The organism is Geobacillus sp. ZGt-1, from assembly GCF_001026865.1.
Taxonomy (GTDB): domain Bacteria; phylum Bacillota; class Bacilli; order Bacillales; family Anoxybacillaceae; genus Geobacillus; species Geobacillus thermoleovorans.
Window position 1 is genome coordinate 101,480 of sequence record NZ_LDPD01000008.1, and the last position, 15,365, is coordinate 116,844.

Sequence of the window (15,365 nt, forward strand, 5' to 3'; positions counted from 1 at the left end):
GCTGCTTAATTTTCAAAACACCGGCATGTCGGTTATGGAATTAAGCCACCGAAGCAAGGAATACGAGGCTGTCCATCATGCGGCGAAAGAGCGGCTCAAGCGGCTTCTAAATGTGCCGGACGGATATGACATTTTATTTTTGCAAGGCGGGGCGAGCCTGCAGTTTTCAATGGTGCCGATGAACCTCCTCACGGAAGGGAAAATCGGCTGTTATGTGCTGACCGGGGCATGGTCGGAGAAAGCGCTGAAAGAAGCGCAAAAAATCGGTTTGACAACGGTCGTCGCTTCGAGCAAAGAAGCGAACTACACATACATTCCGCCGCTTGATGACGTCCAATGGCCGAAAAACGCCGCCTATGTCCATATTACGTCAAACAACACGATCTTCGGCACTCAATGGAAGGAATTTCCAAACACGCCGGTTGACTTGGTCGCGGATATGTCGAGCGATATTTTAAGCCGTCCGTTCGATGTCAGTCAATTTGCCCTCATTTACGCCGGGGCGCAGAAAAATCTCGGCCCGTCAGGAGTCACGGTTGTCATTCTCCGCAACGATTTGCTTGAGCGCATTCCGGACGGGCTGCCGACGATGCTTGATTACCGGACGCACCAGAAGAGCAATTCGCTGTACAACACGCCGCCGACGTTTGCGATTTACATGCTGTCGCTCGTGCTCGAATGGGTCGAAGAGCAAGGCGGTGTGGCGGCGATGGAAGAGCGCAACCAGCAAAAGGCGGCCGTGCTGTATGAGGCGATTGATGAAAGCGGCGGCTTTTACAAACCGCACGCCGAAAAGGGGAGCCGTTCGCTCATGAACGTCACCTTTACGCTTCCAAATGAGGAGCTGACGAAAACGTTCCTCGCCGAGGCGAAAGAACGCGGGTTTGTCGGGCTCGGCGGGCACCGATCGGTTGGCGGCTGCCGGGCGTCGATTTACAACGCGGTGCCGCTTGAGGCGTGCGAAGCGCTCGCGTCGTTTATGAACGAGTTCCGCCGCCGTTTTGCCTGAAAATTTCTTCTTCACTTTTACACTGCAAAGTGATATAATGATAGAAAAATTCTCGAGCAAAAGATATAGACGAGGAGAGATGAGGAGAGATGAGCATGAATGTGAGAGCATTAGTATCGATGGCGCTGTTAGTCGGAATCGGAGCCGTGTTGCACGCGGTCATTCCGGGGTTGTTTTTCGGAATGAAGCCGGATATGATGCTGGCGATGATGTTTTTGGCGATTTTGCTTTTTCCAAACGTCAAAGCGGTCGGCCTTGTCGGCGTCGTCACTGGCTTGATCTCAGCCATGACGACGACGTTCCCGGGCGGACAGCTGCCGAATATGATCGATAAGATCATCACCGCCTTTGTCGTGTTTGCCCTAGCGACTTTGATGAAAGCATACAGCCAAACGGTCATTGGGGCTTCAGTGCTGGCGGCAGTCGGCACGGTCATTTCCGGCGGGGTGTTTTTGGCTGCGGCGCTCTTGCTTGTCGGGTTGCCGGGCGGAGCGACGTTTTCGGCGCTGTTTGTCACCATCGTGCTGCCGACAGCGGCGTTGAACGCAGTGGCGATGGCCATCATCTATCCGATCGCATCGTCGATTTTCCGACGGATGAACGTTACAGCGCACGTGTAGACGGCGAAAAACCCGATCATTGCTGGTCGGGTTTTTTGCTATCAAAGAGAGAGTAGGAAAAAAATACTTATGCTCCATTTGTTTTTAACGCGTATTAGACATAGCTGAGAAGCCAAGCGGTGAGCAAGCAAATGAACGCTATTCCAATATAGCGCAAAGTCCGTTCTTTCAGCAATGCTTTCGGCGGGTACGCCCGCGCTTTCCATAAGGCGAAAAATGCGTTTATAAAAAGACAGAAAAATAAGAATCCGACAGCGATAAGCAGCCATTGTATATACACCATGGCATTCTCCTCCTGTATGCGCCAAGCGCCTTATGCTTACTACTATGAATATGCAAAAAAAATCATAAAAATAAATACTTTTGTCTTTATTCCTTTTTGTTTTATTGATATAATGGAAAGTAAAAAATACGGTGAGGGAAGAGTGGGTGGAACGATGAAAGCGACAGAACAGCATTATTCCATCAAAGAGGCGATGTTATTCAGCCAACGAATTGCCCAGCTGAGCAAAGCGCTATGGAAATCGATTGAAAAAGATTGGCAGCGGTGGATCAAGCCGTTTGACTTGAACATTAACGAACATCACATTTTATGGATCGCCTACCACTTCAAAGGAGCCTCGATTTCGGAAATCGCCAAGTTCGGTGTGATGCATGTGTCGACGGCGTTCAACTTCTCAAAGAAATTAGAAGAAAAAGGATTGCTTTCGTTTTCCAAAAAACAGGATGACAAGCGCAATACGTACATTGAGTTGACGGAAAAAGGAGAAGAAGTGTTGATGAAGCTGATGGAGACGTATGACCCGACGAAAAATGCCGTTTTCAATGGGGCGTTGCCGTTGCGCGAGTTGTACGGAAAGTTTCCAGAAATTTTAGAAATGATGTGCATCGTCCGCAACATTTATGGCGATGATTTCATGGAAATTTTTGAGCGGTCGTTTGAAAACATTAAAGAAGATTTTATCGAGCAGGACGGCAAACTTGTCAAGCGAAAGCCGAAAACGGAAGAGCACGAGAAAGAATTGGCCAGCCAGGCTAACTGATGGTGCGAATGAGCGTTTTCAGCTCGGTCATCAGCGGGACAAACATTTGTTGGGCCAAAAGAGCGTCAACTGTCTGTTCCAGCGGAAGGTTCGGATGAAGCATCCCAGCAAACTGCACGAGCAGGGGAGTGAAAATCGTCAACCCTTCCGCTTTTTGCTGTTCGTATTGGTCGGCAAGCTCTTGGCAAAACGCCAAGAAGGCGTCGACTTCTTCTTTGGTCAAATCCGCGCGGATGATGAGGGAATAAAATGGTTTTTTCGTTTCGTCGATCATTTCCATCAGCAGAGACTGGTGAAATTCCAGCTTGGCCACTCGCTTTTCCAACGATTCCATATATCGTGCTCCTTTTGGTGACGAAAATGTGACCGTTTTTACGTATATTTTACCGAATTTGTGCGCATTCACCAATAGAAAAATCGGTTTGTGTCCGGAAAAAGAAAAATGATTGATTTCCAGCCATGAACGATGTAAAGTTAAAGCCATGGGCGGCGTTTGGTGAAGATCAAAGAGGAGGGGAACAGTTTTGGTGCTTTATTTCATCCTCCTGGCGGTTACGGTCTTATTTTTTATCAACCAGCTCACACACTCGCTTTGCGCGCAGCGTGACATCCCGGAGGAGCAGCAGCCGGCGGTTTTTCGCACGATTAATGTCCTTATTACGATTTTATTAATCTCTTCTTACTTTGAAGTGTTGTTTACATGACTTTTCCCTGCTCTGACGGTTGATGCGGGGATTGTTATGTTTTTCTTTTGATGGAGTGAGTTCCATTGTCGTTGCCTCTCCCTTCGTTTCAAGGAAGGCGGCAAAAAAGGGTGCTCCTTTTGCGGGAGCACCCTCTTTCGTTTAGTAGATGACGCAGGCGCAGCCGACAATGATTAGCAAAATAAACAGCACAACAATCAACGCAAAGCCTCCGGAATAAGGTGCGCTCATCGTAACACCCCCTTTCGGCAAGAAGAAGCCTGTCGAGCGCTTCATCCTCATCATATGTATGGCAAGCGTGCATGTTATGGGCGGATGACTAAAGCGGAAAGAGGTTTTTTTTTCATTGGAAATATGGTATAGTTATTGTCGTGGCTGAAGAGGCGAGCATGTTGTTTCTTGGGCGCCATTCGATCTGCGCCGCTTGAAAGCGTGGGAACATTCAATCGAAAAAAGATGTAGGAGTTGTGAAGCGAATGAAAAAATGGATGATGGCCGCTGCCGTCGTTTCGCTCATGGCTTTGTCGGCCTGCAGCAACGACGGTTCGGAAGCGATTGTGGAAACGAAAAACGGCAATATTACGAAAGACGAATTTTATAATGAGATGAAAGAGCGCGTCGGCAAATCCGTCCTTCGTGATTTGATTGACGAAAAAGTGTTGAGCAAAAAATACAAGGTAACCGATGAAGAGATCGACCGCGAAATCGAACGAATCAAGGAAGCGTATGGAACGCAATATGATTTGGCCGTGCAGCAGAACGGAGAAAAAGTGATCCGCGAAATGGTCAAGCTCGATTTGCTGCGGACGAAAGCGGCCGTTGAAGACATAAAAGTGACGGAGAAAGAGCTGAAGGAGTATTATGACAACTACAAGCCGAAAATTCGCGCCAGCCATATTTTGGTCAAAGATGAAAAAACAGCAAAAGAAGTAAAGGCGAAGCTTGATAAAGGCGAGGATTTCTCCAAGTTGGCCAAAGAATACTCCCAAGATCCAGGCTCGGCGTCCAACGGCGGCGATTTAGGCTGGTTTGGCCCAGGGAAAATGGTCAAGGAGTTTGAAGAAGCCGCCTATAAGCTGAAAGTCGGCGAAGTGAGCGATCCGGTGAAAACGGATTACGGCTACCATATCATTAAAGTGACGGACAAAGAAAAGAAAAAGTCGTTCAACGAAATGAAAGACGAAATTGCGTTTGAAGTCAAACGGAACAAGCTTGATCCTGCGACGATGCAGTCAAAAGTGGACAAATTGGTGAAAGATGCCGGTGTTGAGATCAAAGACAAAGATTTGCAAGATGTGATCGAGCAGCAAGGAAAACAGTAAAAAAACGGAAGCAGAACATCCCTGCTTCCGTTTTTTTATTTGTGGGCTTGACCTTTCTGCTGTTCAACAACGGGAGATCAGCCGAGCTGCTCGCGAATGGCGGCCGCGATCGCCTGCAGGTCAGCGGGCGTATAGTCGCTTGCATGCGACTTCCAGACCGCGCCAAACCCATCCCCTTTGCCGTAGCGTGGAATGAGGTGAAGATGGTAATGGAACACCGTCTGCCCCGCTTGCTCGCCATTGTTGTTCAATAAGTTGAGCCCGACCGGGGAAAATGCTCGCCTGAGTGCATTGGCAATCGTCGGCACTGCGCGAAACAGTTGGCCGGCCGCCTCCGACGTGAGGGTGAAAATGTTTTCCGTATGTACTTTCGGGATGACAAGCGTATGCCCTTTTGTCACTTGGCTGATGTCCAAAAACGCGAGCACATGGTCGTCTTCGTACACTTTCGCCGCGGGCAATTCGCCGTTAATGATTTTGCAAAAAATGCAATCGCTCACTGTGGTCACCCTTTCCTTCCTATTTTCTTCATTTTACCATAAAAAAACCGGGATGTAATCCCGCAACGCAGGTTACATCCCGGTTGGTGAAAAGGGGAGAGGATGATTCAAGCAAATGTGCGTTTGATGAACACCCCATTTGCAGCAAAAATTGGTTCGGCGTGAGCGCTTCCTTTGTTCAACGTGACCATCCCCTTTGGACAGGCTCGTTGCTTCCCAGCAACGAATGCGATGGTCGCTTCCTAGGAACGTTTACAACGTTTTGCGGCTCACAACGGTGTCTTTGACGAACACCCCATTTCGGATGGATCGTTCATCAACTTTTTGATTCCTCATCCCCTCTTCGCTATTTATCATGCCCGGCTTGAGTGAGTTTATGCAAAAGAACGGTGTGATCTTTTTTGGTAAGCGAGGCTATAGTTTGGTACAATGGGGACAAAGGCCAGAACGGAAAGGGAGCGGACGATGACGCTTTTAGAAGTGAAGGATCTATCCGGAGGCTACACGGCGCAAAACGTGCTTGAAGACGTGACGTTTGTGGTCGACCGCGGCGAAATGGTCGCCTTGATCGGCCTAAATGGAGCCGGCAAAAGCACGACGATCAAACATATTATCGGCTTGATGGAACCGCGCCGCGGCGCGATTTCCATTAACGGCTATCGGCTTGCGGACGGGCCGGAAACGTATCGAAGGCAGTTTGCTTATATCCCGGAAACGCCGGTGTTGTATGAAGAATTGACGCTTGAGGAACATTTGCGTCTAGCAGCGATGGCGTACGGGTTGAGCGAAGCAGAGTATGAACGCCGCCTTCCGCCGCTGCTTCGCGAGTTTCGATTGGAGCGGCGGCTTTCCTCGTTTCCGGCTCATTTTTCGAAAGGAATGAAGCAAAAAGTCATGATTGTATGCGCCTTTTTGCTTGAACCGCCGCTTTATATCATCGATGAGCCGTTTCTCGGCCTCGATCCGCTTGCCATTCACGCCCTGCTTGAGCGAATGAATGAACAGAAAGCGAAGGGGGCGGGCATTTTGCTGTCGACGCACATTTTAGCGACGGCAGAGCGGTATTGCGACTCATTCGTTATTTTGCACAACGGCCGCGTCAAGGCCAAAGGGACGCTCGATGACATTCGCCGCCAGTTCGGGCTGCGGGGGGCGTCGCTTGATGAACTGTACGTCGAATTGACAAAGGACGATGCGCCATGATTGACGCCCGCCGTCTTTGGAAGCAGCGTTTCCAATTGGAATGGCGAAAACGGATCCGCTACTTGCGCTATATGTTCAACGACCATTTGCTCGTCGGTTTGATCATTGTGCTTGGCGGCATAGCGGTGATGTACGAGCGCTGGGCGGCGGCGCTTCCTGACTCGTTTCCGTATCCGGCTATTGCGGCGGTCGTGTTCGGCTGGGCGGCGGCCGCTGGATCGGTGCGCACCTTGTTCCGCGAGGCGGATACGGTGTTTTTATTGCCGGCGGAAGAACGGCTCGGTCCGTATATTCAGCGGGCGTTTTTCGTCTCATGGTTATGGCAGGCGTACGGCCTTTCTTTGCTTTTGCTGTTGGTGGGTCCACTGCATGCTCGCTTTTCCCCGGTGTCATGGCCGCTTTTTTTGTTCGGTCTTTTCTGCTTCAAAGGATGGAGCTTATGGGCCAGTTGGCAAGGAAGCTACATCGCCGATCCGTCTTTTCATCGCTTTGGCGCATTTACGCGTTTCATCCTAGCGGCGGTGTTCGTTTATTTGGTGCTGGTTGCGGCCCCATGGCCATTTTTTGTCGTTTTGGTCGGTTTGATGGCCGTTCTGTCCATCTGTTTGTCACGGTTGACGAGAGGAAAAACATGGAAATGGGAACGGATCATCGCGGAAGAACAGCGAGCGGCCACGGCGTTTTACCGGCTGGCCAACTTGTTTACCGACGTTCCGGAATGGCGGGAGGCGGCAAAGCGGCGGCGCTGGCTTGATTCGCTGCTCGCTTTGATTCCGTACGACAAGCGGCATGTGTTTTTTCATTTGTATGCCCGCACGTTTTTGCGCGCCGGCGGGTATGCTGGTCTGTATGTCCGTCTCACTGCGATTGGAGGCTTCATGTTGGCTGTGATCGATCACCAATACGGGCGGGCGGCCATCGCATTTTTGTTTCTTTACGCGACCGCTGTTCAATTGGCCGCGCTGCCTTCCCATCATCGCTATTCGCTATGGCCGCGGCTGTACCCGTTGCCGCAGGCGCAACCGGATGCTGCGGCGGTTCGGTTGCTTTCCATTCTGCTGATTGGGCAAAATACGGTATTCCATCTCGTACTGTTGGCTGTTTCCCCGCGCCTTCTTTGGCTCGCCACTTGGCTTGGCGGAAACATATGGGGGCTTTGGATGGCAGGGCGGTACGTGCGCCTGCAACGTGGGCAGAAAGCCGGACGCTAGTGCTGTTTGTGCTGGCGCCGGCGTTTTTCATTTTCAATGGATGGCCGAAGCTTTCACACCTTTTTTCCCGCTTCATATGCTGTAGTACACCGGCCTGGGCGCATGTCCAGCGGGTCGGGCTGGAAGTTGGGAAGAAAGGGGAATGATTCATGGGTGTAGAGCTTGTAGCGCTGCACTGGATTTACTTGCTGTTCATCGTGCTCATTATTGGGTTTATGGTCGCCCGCAAAGATACATCGCTCATTTGCATTGCCGGCATCTTTTTATTGGCGGCGGTCGCTACCCATTCGTTGAGCGCGGCGGTCAGCGGAGTGTTTAACAGCTTTATTTACGCGATTACGGAGCTATTGCCGACGATTTTAGTCATCTCTATTATTGTGGCGATGAGCAAAGTGTTGTCGGCCACCGGCATCAATGATGTCATGGTTTCGCCGTTTGTCCGTTTCATCCGTACGCCGGCTTGGGCGTATTGGACGATCGGAATTTTGATGATGATCATTTCTTGGTTTTTCTGGCCGTCTCCGGCTGTTGCTCTCATGGGGGCAGTTCTGTTGCCGGCAGCGGTCCGAGTGGGCTTGCCGGCGTTGGGAGTGGCGATGGCGATGAACTTGTTCGGGCATGGCATCGCGCTTTCCGGCGATTTTATCATCCAAGGGGCGCCGAAATTAACGGCCGATGCCGCCGGGCTGCCGGTCGGCGATGTCATCGCTGCCAGTGTGCCGCTTGTTTTTGTAATGGGGGCCGTCACAACGGTCACGGCGTTTTACTTGCTGCGCCGTGACATGAAGCGAGGGCGACTGGCAAGCGGGGAGGAGGAAATGGCTGCAACGGTCGATTCGACGCTGGAGAAAACAAGTCATTTACTGACGGGACAAACGAAAAAATGGCTTGCGCTGTTGATTCCGATTTTGTTCGCCCTTGATGTCATCGCGATGTTTTATTTGCGGTTGCAAGGCGGGGAAGCGACCGCCTTGGTTGGTGGGACAGCGATTTTCATTTTGATTCTCATCTCCGTTCTCGCCCATCGGCAAGAAAGTTTTGCGGAAGTGACAAATTACTTTATTGAAGGGTTTCAGTTCGGGTTTAAAGTGTTCGGCCCTGTTATTCCGATCGCCGCGTTTTTCTATCTTGGCNATGCGGGGTTTGTGAAAATCATCGGCGACTATTTGCCACAGGCATCGCAAGGCATCGTCAACGATTTAGGGGTTGCCTTGGCTCATGCGGTGCCGCTGAACAATGAGGTGGGGGCGGTTACGCTCACGATCGTCGGGGCGATTACTGGTCTTGACGGCTCCGGGTTTTCCGGCATCTCGCTCGCCGGTTCGATCGCTCATTTGTTTTCTGTAGCGATCGGCGGCGGAACGGCAACGTTGACGGCGCTCGGCCAAATCGCCGCCATTTGGGTCGGCGGCGGCACGCTCGTTCCGTGGGCGCTCATTCCAGCCGCAGCGATCTGCGGGGTTGACCCGTTTGAGCTGGCGCGCCGCAACCTCATTCCTGTTGCTGTCGGCTTGGTGGTTACGACCGTTGTCGCCATGTTTCTCATCTGAACAGAAAGCTGTCCCGTGCGGCCGGGGCAGCTTTTTTGCTATAATGGGCATGGACTTAAAAATCGGTCGATTTTTTGACAGTTCGCCTTCTTCTCTATACATTGGGTACGGAAAGCTGTATAGTGAAAAGGAGATAGGCAATGTTTGAAGGCAAGAAAAGGCGAAACCATTGACGGGATTGTGAGGAAAGAAAGGCGGATGGAGATGGCTAGACAGATCAATGATACATTTTTGCGCGCCTGCCGCGGCGAACAAACATCGTACGTGCCGGTTTGGTATATGCGGCAAGCCGGACGGTCGCAGCCGGAGTATCGGGCGCTGAAAGAAAAATATTCGCTGTTTGAAATTACGCATCAACCGGAGCTTTGCGCGTACGTCACCAGACTTCCCGTTGAGCAATATGGCGTCGATGCCGCCATTTTATATAAAGACATTATGACACCGCTGCCGGCCATTGGCGTGAACGTCGAGATTCAGGGCGGCATCGGGCCGGTGATCGCAAATCCGATTCGCTCGCTTCAAGACGTCGAGCGGCTTGGGGAGATTGATCCAGAACATGATGTGCCGTATGTGTTTGAAACGATTCGGCTCCTTGTCAACGAACAGTTGGATGTGCCGCTCATCGGGTTTGCCGGGGCGCCGTTTACGTTGGCGAGCTACATGATTGAAGGCGGTCCGTCAAAAAATTATCATAAGACGAAAGCGTTCATGTATGCTGAACCGAAAGCGTGGTTCGCCTTAATGGACAAGCTCGCTGAGATGACGATCCGTTATGTGCGGGCGCAAATTCGGGCAGGGGCAAGCGCTGTGCAAATTTTTGATTCTTGGGTTGGCGCCGTTAGTGCTGACGATTACCGGACGTTTATCAAGCCGGCGATGGCGCGCATTTTTGCCGCTTTGCGGGAAGAAGGGGCTCCGCTCATTATGTTTGGCGTCGGCGCCAGCCACTTAGTGCATGAGTGGAACGATTTGCCGCTTGATGTCATCGGCCTTGACTGGCGGCTGTCGATTCGCGAAGCGCGCCGCCAAGGCATTGCGAAAGCGATTCAAGGCAACTTGGATCCGGCGGTGCTTCTTGCGCCGTGGGACGTGATCGAAGAACGGGTGAAGCGCATTTTGGACGAAGGGATGGAACGGCCGGGCTACATCTTCAACTTAGGCCACGGCATTTTTCCGGATGTTCAGCCGGCGACACTGAAGCGTCTGACCGCTTTTATCCACGAATATACGTCAACGAACTAAACGAGGGGGTGGCACAATGGTGAAAAAAACAGCGGGGCTGCTCGTGATGGCGTACGGAACGCCGTACCGGGAAGATGATATTGAACGGTATTATACGCACATTCGCCATGGGCGCAAGCCGCCGCAAGAACAAATCGAGGATTTAAAAGCGCGCTACCGGGCGATCGGCGGGTTGTCGCCGCTTGCGAAAATTACGGAAGAGCAGGCGAAACGGCTCGAGGAGCGGCTGAACGAAGTGCAAGATGAAGTCGAGTTTCGCATGTATTTAGGGCTCAAACATATTGAGCCGTTCATTGAGGATGCCGTCGAGCGCATGCATGATGACGGCATCAAAGAAGCGGTTGGGATCGTCCTAGCCCCTCATTATTCCACATTCAGCATTCGCTCGTACAATGAGCGGGCGAAAGCGGCAGCAAAAAAGCTCGGCGGACCGACCATTTACACGATTGATCAATGGTATGACGAGCCGAAGTTTTTGCAATATTGGGCAGAACAAGTGCGGGCGATTTTTGCCGCCATGCCGGAACGTGAGCGGGAGCGAGCTGTGCTGATCGTATCCGCACATAGTTTGCCGGAAAAAATTATTCAAGCCGGTGACCCGTATCCAACGCAGCTCGAAGATACAGCGAAACGAATTGCTGATCAAGCCGGCGTCGCCCACTATGCCGTCGGCTGGCAAAGCGCCGGTCAGACGCCGGAACCATGGCTTGGGCCGGACGTGCAAGACTTGACGCGCCAGCTTTACGAAGAGCGCGGCTATACGTCGTTCGTTTACGCGCCGGTCGGTTTTGTCGCCGACCATTTGGAAGTGTTGTATGACAACGACATTGAGTGCAAACAGGTGACGGAAGAGATCGGCGCCCGCTATTACCGACCGGAGATGCCCAACACGAATCCATTGTTTATTGATGCATTGGCGTCGGTTGTGTTAAAGCGGTGGGCGGAAGAAGGCGATCGACATGAATGAAGGGCAACGGACGGTCGTCATCATTGGCGGCGGCATTACCGGCTTGACGGCTGCTTACTACTTGCAAAAAGCGATTCGAGAGCAACGCCTCCCACTTGCATGCAAACTTGTCGAGGCGACGCACCGGCTCGGCGGAAAAGTGCAGACGGTCGTCCGCGACGGTTTTGTCATTGAACGCGGTCCAGACTCGTTTTTGGCGCGGAAAACGAGCGCGTTTCGCCTTGTGAAGGAAGTCGGCCTTGAACATGAGATCGTTCATAACGCGACCGGAACATCGTACATTTTGGTCAACGGCAAACTCTATCCAATTCCGGGCGGAGCGGTGATGGGCATTCCGACGCGCATCGCCCCGTTTTTAACGACCGGACTGTTTTCCCCGGCCGGCAAGCTGCGGGCGGCGCTTGACTTTGTGTTGCCGCCGGTGAAAGTCGATGGTGATATGCCGCTTGGCCGCTTCTTCCGCCGCCGCCTCGGCGATGAGGTGGTGGACAATCTCATTGAACCGCTGCTTTCCGGCATTTACGCCGGCGACATTGATGAGATGAGCCTAATGGCGACGTTTCCACAGTTTTTTCAGCTTGAGCAAAAATACGGAAGCCTTGTCCGTGGAGCGAGACGAACGACGCCGAAAGAGCAAAAAGAGCGGAAAGGGGCGTTCCAGACGTTAAAAACGGGCTTGCAGTCGCTCGTTGATGAAGTGGAAAAACGGCTTGAGCCGGGCAGCGTTATCAAAGGGGTGCGTGTCGAGCGGATCGTTCGCACCGATTCGGCGTATCGGCTGCAACTGAGCACAGGAGAGGTGTGGGGGGCAGACGGCATCATCGTGACAACGCCGCATCATGTTGTGCCCGACATGTTCGCTGACTATCCGTTTTTCGCCCCGTTCCGTTCAGTGCCGCTGACGTCGGTGGCGACGGTGGCGCTCGCATTTCCGGAGGAGGCGATCCGCCAAGACATTGACGGCACCGGGTTTGTCGTTTCGCGCCGCAGCGATTACACGATGACAGCGTGCACATGGACGCATAAAAAATGGCCGCACACCGCGCCGCCTGGCAAGGCGCTCTTGCGCTGCTACGTCGGGCGCCCGGGCGATGAGGAGATCGTCGACCAACCTGATGATGAGATCGTCCGCGTTGTATTGGATGATTTAAATAAAGTGATGAATATTGCCGGCCAACCGGAGTTCGCCGTCATCTCGCGCTGGAAGCGGGCCATGCCGCAATACACGGTCGGGCACCGCGAGCGGCTGGCGCACATTAAACGGCAGATGGGCGATGCGCTGCCGGGGGTGTTTTTGGCCGGCAGCTCATACGAAGGGCTCGGATTGCCGGATTGCATTGACCAAGGCGAAAAAGCGGTGCGTGACGTGCTTCTGTATTTGCAGCAAGCGCCAGTTCAACAGACGTCCGATCTGTACAGCAGCGTCCGTTAATCGACGGTTTTCCAACGCCCTGGTCCGTTCGCCGCTCACATTTGGACGTCGGTGCGGCCGCCAGCCGGTTGAAGCGAAAAGAAGCGGATGGCTGTTTGTCTCTTTTGGCTCGTGGAAGTGGTTTCCGCTGCAAAAGGGATGTGAAAAGAACGTGGGAGAAGCTTCAACGGCGCTTCTACCCATTTGCTTGGAAAGGATGAGGGAGCAGGAAGAAATTCCGTCCCCAATGCGACGGCCCTTTACATCCATGTTGTTTGATAGTATAATGGATACTGGTTGACCAAATTGTTCATTTAGTCAATTTGAAGGATGAGGAGTATGGCAAGCGACCGCAAACGGCAAATCATCGAAGCGGCGGCCCAATCGTTTGCTGCCTTTGGCTACAAGGCGACGACGATGGAGCAGATCGCCAAGCTCGCCAACGTCGGCAAGGGGACGATCTATACGTTTTTTAAAAGCAAAGAGGAACTGCTTGATGAAATCGTCTCCGGATTGATTATAGAAATCAAGGCGGAAGCGGAGCTGGCGATGGACTCGTCACTGCCGTTTTCCGAAAACGTCCACCGCGCCTTGTACCGCATTTTGGAATTTCGCCAGCGCCATCAGCTGACGGCGAAGCTGCTTCAAGAAGTGCGCAATATCGGTACGGCGGCGGTGCAAGAAGTGCTTGCCAAACTGGACCGGGCAATGGTCGAGTTCATTCGGCAAAAAATTGATGCGGCGGTGGAAAAAGGGGAGATTCGTCCGTGCAATTCGGAAATTACGGCATTTTTGATGCTCAAGACGTACATCGCCTTGATCGTCGATTGGGAAAAAGATCATGAACCGTTGACAAAAGAACAAATTGCTGAATTGTTTACGCTCTATTTTTTGCAAGGATTGTCGAGATAGATGATCCTCTTTTTTTGTTGGAAATTGACCATACGGACAATTTGGTCATCTGTACAAAGGAGGGAGCGCCATATGCTGCGAAAAGAGATGCGGGCCATCGTGCTCCGCCCGAATTTGCTTGGCATTTGTTCACTTGGATCATCAGCATAACGTTTATGATGATTGTTCAATTCCTTGTCACCGTGTTTGACAACCCAGGCCGGTTTCTTGCCATTTTGCTATTGATTGCCCAGCTAGTTGGAAGCGCCGGCACGTATCCGATTGAGCTCGTTCCGGGTGCGTTGCAGTCGCTTCATCCGTGGCTGCCGATGACCCATGCGATCCGTGGGTTGCGAGCAGTCATTTCAAGCGGCGATTTCTTGGTCATGTGGAAGGAAGCTGCGATATTGCTTGCGACAGCCGCGGTCTTTGCCTTGGCGACGCTCGTGTATTTTCTCCTTCGGTATCGCCGCCGTTATGCGGTATGGACGGAAACAGCGGCTCAAACGTGATGATTGAACCATGCCGTCTCGAAGGCGTCCTAAAAAGATTGGGACGCCTTTTTGCATTGGCCAATATCGGAATCAAACAACAGATGGAATTAAAACCATTTTCTAGGACGAGGGATTGCTTTTTGCGGATGGGCCGCCATTAGAACGTTGTGTGTGATGGCGCCCCTGAGATTGGCAAAAAAAAATGCCTCTTAGCTGGAGGCAGTCAAGAGAAAAGGCAGGCTGCATTGGGGAACAGCCAAACGCCGGCGGGGCAGCCGGCGAACGTGACGCAAGGGCAGCGTCCGCTCACCTATTGGCGGTAAGCGGCGCCAAGGCAATCAGAGCACGTGTTGCCGTAGCATTCATGCTGCTCGTCAATCTCTTTGCCGCAGTGCAGACATTTTTTTGGCGGTAAGTTTCTGAAAAATTCCAACACTTTCATCAACATTCCGATCCCCTCCGTTGTCTTGGTAATTTTATTGTATTATAACACACAACAAAATGTCAATAGGTGTTTTAAAACAAAAATCAACAAAGATGAAAAAATAGGCGCGGTTGTGTATGATGAAGACAAAACGAATGGAAGGAGAGAACCGAAAATGAAAGTGACGGTCATCGGCTATTGGGGAGGATTCCCTGCCGCCAATGAAGCGACATCGGCGTATTTGTTCGAGCATGATGGATTTTGCCTGCTCGTTGATTGCGGCAGCGGGGCGCTTGCCAAGCTGCAAAACTATACGGCTGTGGAAAACTTAGATGCGGTCATCATCTCCCATTATCATTACGACCATATCGCCGACATCGGCCCGCTCCAATACGCGCGTCTCATTCATAAAAATTTGGGAGCTGACCTTCCCGTCTTGCCGATTTACGGCCATGTGGAAGACGAGGCGGCGTTTTCCCGCTTGACGCACAGCGGCATTACGGAAGGAATTGCCTATGACCCGAATGGGACGCTGGCTGTCGGGCCGTTTTCGATCACATTTATGAAAACAGTCCATCCGGTGCCATGCTACGCGATGCGCATTACTGCCGGCGGCAAGACGGTTGTTTATACGGCCGATTCAAGCTATATACCGGAGTTTCTTCCGTTTGCCAAAGGAGCCGACTTGCTCATTTGCGAGTGCAACTTTTACGCTGGGCAAAACGCGGCGCCGGCTGGGCATATGACGAGCGAGGAGGCGGCGGCCATCGCGGA

18 protein-coding genes and 1 pseudogene are annotated in these 15,365 nt (G+C 52.0%); 15 read left to right on the plus strand and 4 right to left on the minus strand.

The features are described 5' to 3' along the window. The 3 genes from serC to VU18_RS02730 all read left to right on the plus strand — a co-directional run. Positions 1–1,009: 3-phosphoserine/phosphohydroxythreonine transaminase (gene serC / locus VU18_RS02715; RefSeq protein WP_047757600.1), on the plus strand; the 1,009-nt coding region annotated here is incomplete at its 5' end. A gap of 95 nt (positions 1,010–1,104) precedes the next feature. Beyond that, entirely contained in the window at positions 1,105–1,629 is a 525-nt protein-coding gene (locus tag VU18_RS02720; RefSeq protein ID WP_011230154.1) for a tryptophan transporter, read from the plus strand. 437 nt (positions 1,630–2,066) lie between these two features. Further along, entirely contained in the window at positions 2,067–2,672 is a 606-nt protein-coding gene (locus tag VU18_RS02730; RefSeq protein ID WP_171011198.1) for an HTH-type transcriptional regulator Hpr, read from the plus strand. Here VU18_RS02730 and VU18_RS02735 read toward each other — a convergent pair. After that, positions 2,665–3,006, minus strand: a complete 342-nt coding sequence (locus tag VU18_RS02735) for a YhaI family protein (RefSeq protein ID WP_011230157.1) — start codon at positions 3,004–3,006, stop codon at positions 2,665–2,667. The genes VU18_RS02730 and VU18_RS02735 overlap by 8 nt on opposite strands. A 190-nt stretch (positions 3,007–3,196) precedes the next feature. On the opposite strand from VU18_RS02735, the gene VU18_RS02740 reads away from it, so the two are divergent. After that, positions 3,197–3,376: a hypothetical protein gene (locus VU18_RS02740; RefSeq protein ID WP_011230158.1), complete on the plus strand. Its 180-nt coding sequence runs from the start codon at positions 3,197–3,199 to the stop codon at positions 3,374–3,376. A 141-nt stretch (positions 3,377–3,517) separates the two neighbouring features. On the opposite strand, the gene VU18_RS17160 is transcribed toward VU18_RS02740, so the two are convergent. After that, entirely contained in the window at positions 3,518–3,607 is a 90-nt protein-coding gene (locus VU18_RS17160) for a YjcZ family sporulation protein (RefSeq protein WP_021322511.1), read from the minus strand. 245 nt (positions 3,608–3,852) lie between these two features. Between VU18_RS17160 and VU18_RS02745 the strand changes: the two genes are divergently transcribed. After that, positions 3,853–4,698 carry a peptidylprolyl isomerase gene (locus VU18_RS02745; protein ID WP_011230159.1) on the plus strand — a complete coding sequence of 282 codons (846 nt, stop codon included), beginning with the start codon at positions 3,853–3,855 and terminating at the stop codon, positions 4,696–4,698. Positions 4,699–4,775: 77 nt separating this feature from the next. Here the strand turns inward: VU18_RS02745 and VU18_RS02750 are convergent, their stop codons facing one another. Continuing rightward, positions 4,776–5,198, minus strand: a complete 423-nt coding sequence (locus VU18_RS02750; RefSeq protein ID WP_014194996.1) for an HIT family protein — start codon at positions 5,196–5,198, stop codon at positions 4,776–4,778. Between the two features lie 465 nt (positions 5,199–5,663). Between VU18_RS02750 and VU18_RS02755 the strand changes: the two genes are divergently transcribed. The 9 genes and pseudogenes from VU18_RS02755 (at position 5,664) to VU18_RS02790 (ending at position 14,185) form a co-directional block, all read left to right on the plus strand. Beyond that, entirely contained in the window at positions 5,664–6,401 is a 738-nt protein-coding gene (locus tag VU18_RS02755; RefSeq protein ID WP_011230161.1) for an ABC transporter ATP-binding protein, read from the plus strand. Then, the gene (locus tag VU18_RS02760) at positions 6,398–7,612 is read left to right on the plus strand and encodes an ABC transporter permease (RefSeq protein ID WP_047757601.1); all 1,215 of its coding nucleotides are present in this window, start codon (positions 6,398–6,400) and stop codon (positions 7,610–7,612) included. The genes VU18_RS02755 and VU18_RS02760 overlap by 4 nt, the downstream gene beginning before the upstream one ends. Positions 7,613–7,761: 149 nt before the next feature. Further along, on the plus strand, positions 7,762–8,745 hold a 984-nt coding region (locus tag VU18_RS02765; protein WP_236687259.1), incomplete at its 3' end, for a hypothetical protein. Position 8,746: 1 nt separating this feature from the next. Further along, positions 8,747–9,162, plus strand: a pseudogene (locus tag VU18_RS18970) (hypothetical protein); the annotation flags it as partial. A 204-nt stretch (positions 9,163–9,366) separates the two neighbouring features. After that, positions 9,367–10,404, plus strand: a complete 1,038-nt coding sequence (hemE, locus tag VU18_RS02770; protein ID WP_025038854.1) for a uroporphyrinogen decarboxylase — start codon at positions 9,367–9,369, stop codon at positions 10,402–10,404. Positions 10,405–10,420: 16 nt separating this feature from the next. Then, the gene (gene hemH / locus VU18_RS02775) at positions 10,421–11,371 is read left to right on the plus strand and encodes a ferrochelatase (protein ID WP_011230165.1); all 951 of its coding nucleotides are present in this window, start codon (positions 10,421–10,423) and stop codon (positions 11,369–11,371) included. Further along, positions 11,364–12,803: a protoporphyrinogen oxidase gene (gene hemY / locus VU18_RS02780; protein WP_011230166.1), complete on the plus strand. Its 1,440-nt coding sequence runs from the start codon at positions 11,364–11,366 to the stop codon at positions 12,801–12,803. Before hemH ends, hemY begins: the two co-directional genes overlap by 8 nt. A gap of 318 nt (positions 12,804–13,121) precedes the next feature. Next, positions 13,122–13,694 (plus strand): TetR/AcrR family transcriptional regulator, encoded by a 573-nt coding sequence (locus VU18_RS02785; protein WP_047757603.1) that lies wholly within the window; start codon positions 13,122–13,124, stop codon positions 13,692–13,694. 155 nt (positions 13,695–13,849) lie between these two features. Further along, positions 13,850–14,185 (plus strand): YhgE/Pip family protein, encoded by a 336-nt coding sequence (locus tag VU18_RS02790; RefSeq protein WP_231847806.1) that lies wholly within the window; start codon positions 13,850–13,852, stop codon positions 14,183–14,185. Between the two features lie 292 nt (positions 14,186–14,477). Here the strand turns inward: VU18_RS02790 and yhfH are convergent, their stop codons facing one another. Beyond that, complete coding sequence (yhfH, locus tag VU18_RS17165; RefSeq protein ID WP_011230169.1) at positions 14,478–14,615, minus strand: protein YhfH; 138 nt, start codon at positions 14,613–14,615, stop codon at positions 14,478–14,480. Between the two features lie 151 nt (positions 14,616–14,766). On the opposite strand from yhfH, the gene VU18_RS02795 reads away from it, so the two are divergent. Further along, the coding region (locus VU18_RS02795; RefSeq protein WP_047757604.1) for an MBL fold metallo-hydrolase at positions 14,767–15,365 on the plus strand (599 nt) is incomplete at its 3' end.

Bases quoted from the DNA above. Each gene is read 5' to 3' on its own strand.
- VU18_RS02720 (WP_011230154.1), top strand. From the start codon at position 1,105: ATGAATGTGAGAGCATTAGTATCGATGGCGCTGTTAGTCGGAATCGGA.
- VU18_RS02730 (WP_171011198.1), top strand. From the start codon at position 2,067: ATGAAAGCGACAGAACAGCATTATTCCATCAAAGAGGCGATGTTATTC.
- VU18_RS02735 (WP_011230157.1), bottom strand. From the start codon at position 3,006: ATGGAATCGTTGGAAAAGCGAGTGGCCAAGCTGGAATTTCACCAGTCT.
- VU18_RS17160 (WP_021322511.1), bottom strand. From the start codon at position 3,607: ATGAGCGCACCTTATTCCGGAGGCTTTGCGTTGATTGTTGTGCTGTTT.
- VU18_RS02745 (WP_011230159.1), top strand. From the start codon at position 3,853: ATGAAAAAATGGATGATGGCCGCTGCCGTCGTTTCGCTCATGGCTTTG.
- VU18_RS02755 (WP_011230161.1), top strand. From the start codon at position 5,664: ATGACGCTTTTAGAAGTGAAGGATCTATCCGGAGGCTACACGGCGCAA.
- VU18_RS02760 (WP_047757601.1), top strand. From the start codon at position 6,398: ATGATTGACGCCCGCCGTCTTTGGAAGCAGCGTTTCCAATTGGAATGG.
- hemE (WP_025038854.1), top strand. From the start codon at position 9,367: ATGGCTAGACAGATCAATGATACATTTTTGCGCGCCTGCCGCGGCGAA.
- hemH (WP_011230165.1), top strand. From the start codon at position 10,421: ATGGTGAAAAAAACAGCGGGGCTGCTCGTGATGGCGTACGGAACGCCG.
- hemY (WP_011230166.1), top strand. From the start codon at position 11,364: ATGAATGAAGGGCAACGGACGGTCGTCATCATTGGCGGCGGCATTACC.
- VU18_RS02785 (WP_047757603.1), top strand. From the start codon at position 13,122: ATGGCAAGCGACCGCAAACGGCAAATCATCGAAGCGGCGGCCCAATCG.
- VU18_RS02790 (WP_231847806.1), top strand. From the start codon at position 13,850: ATGATGATTGTTCAATTCCTTGTCACCGTGTTTGACAACCCAGGCCGG.
- yhfH (WP_011230169.1), bottom strand. From the start codon at position 14,615: ATGTTGATGAAAGTGTTGGAATTTTTCAGAAACTTACCGCCAAAAAAA.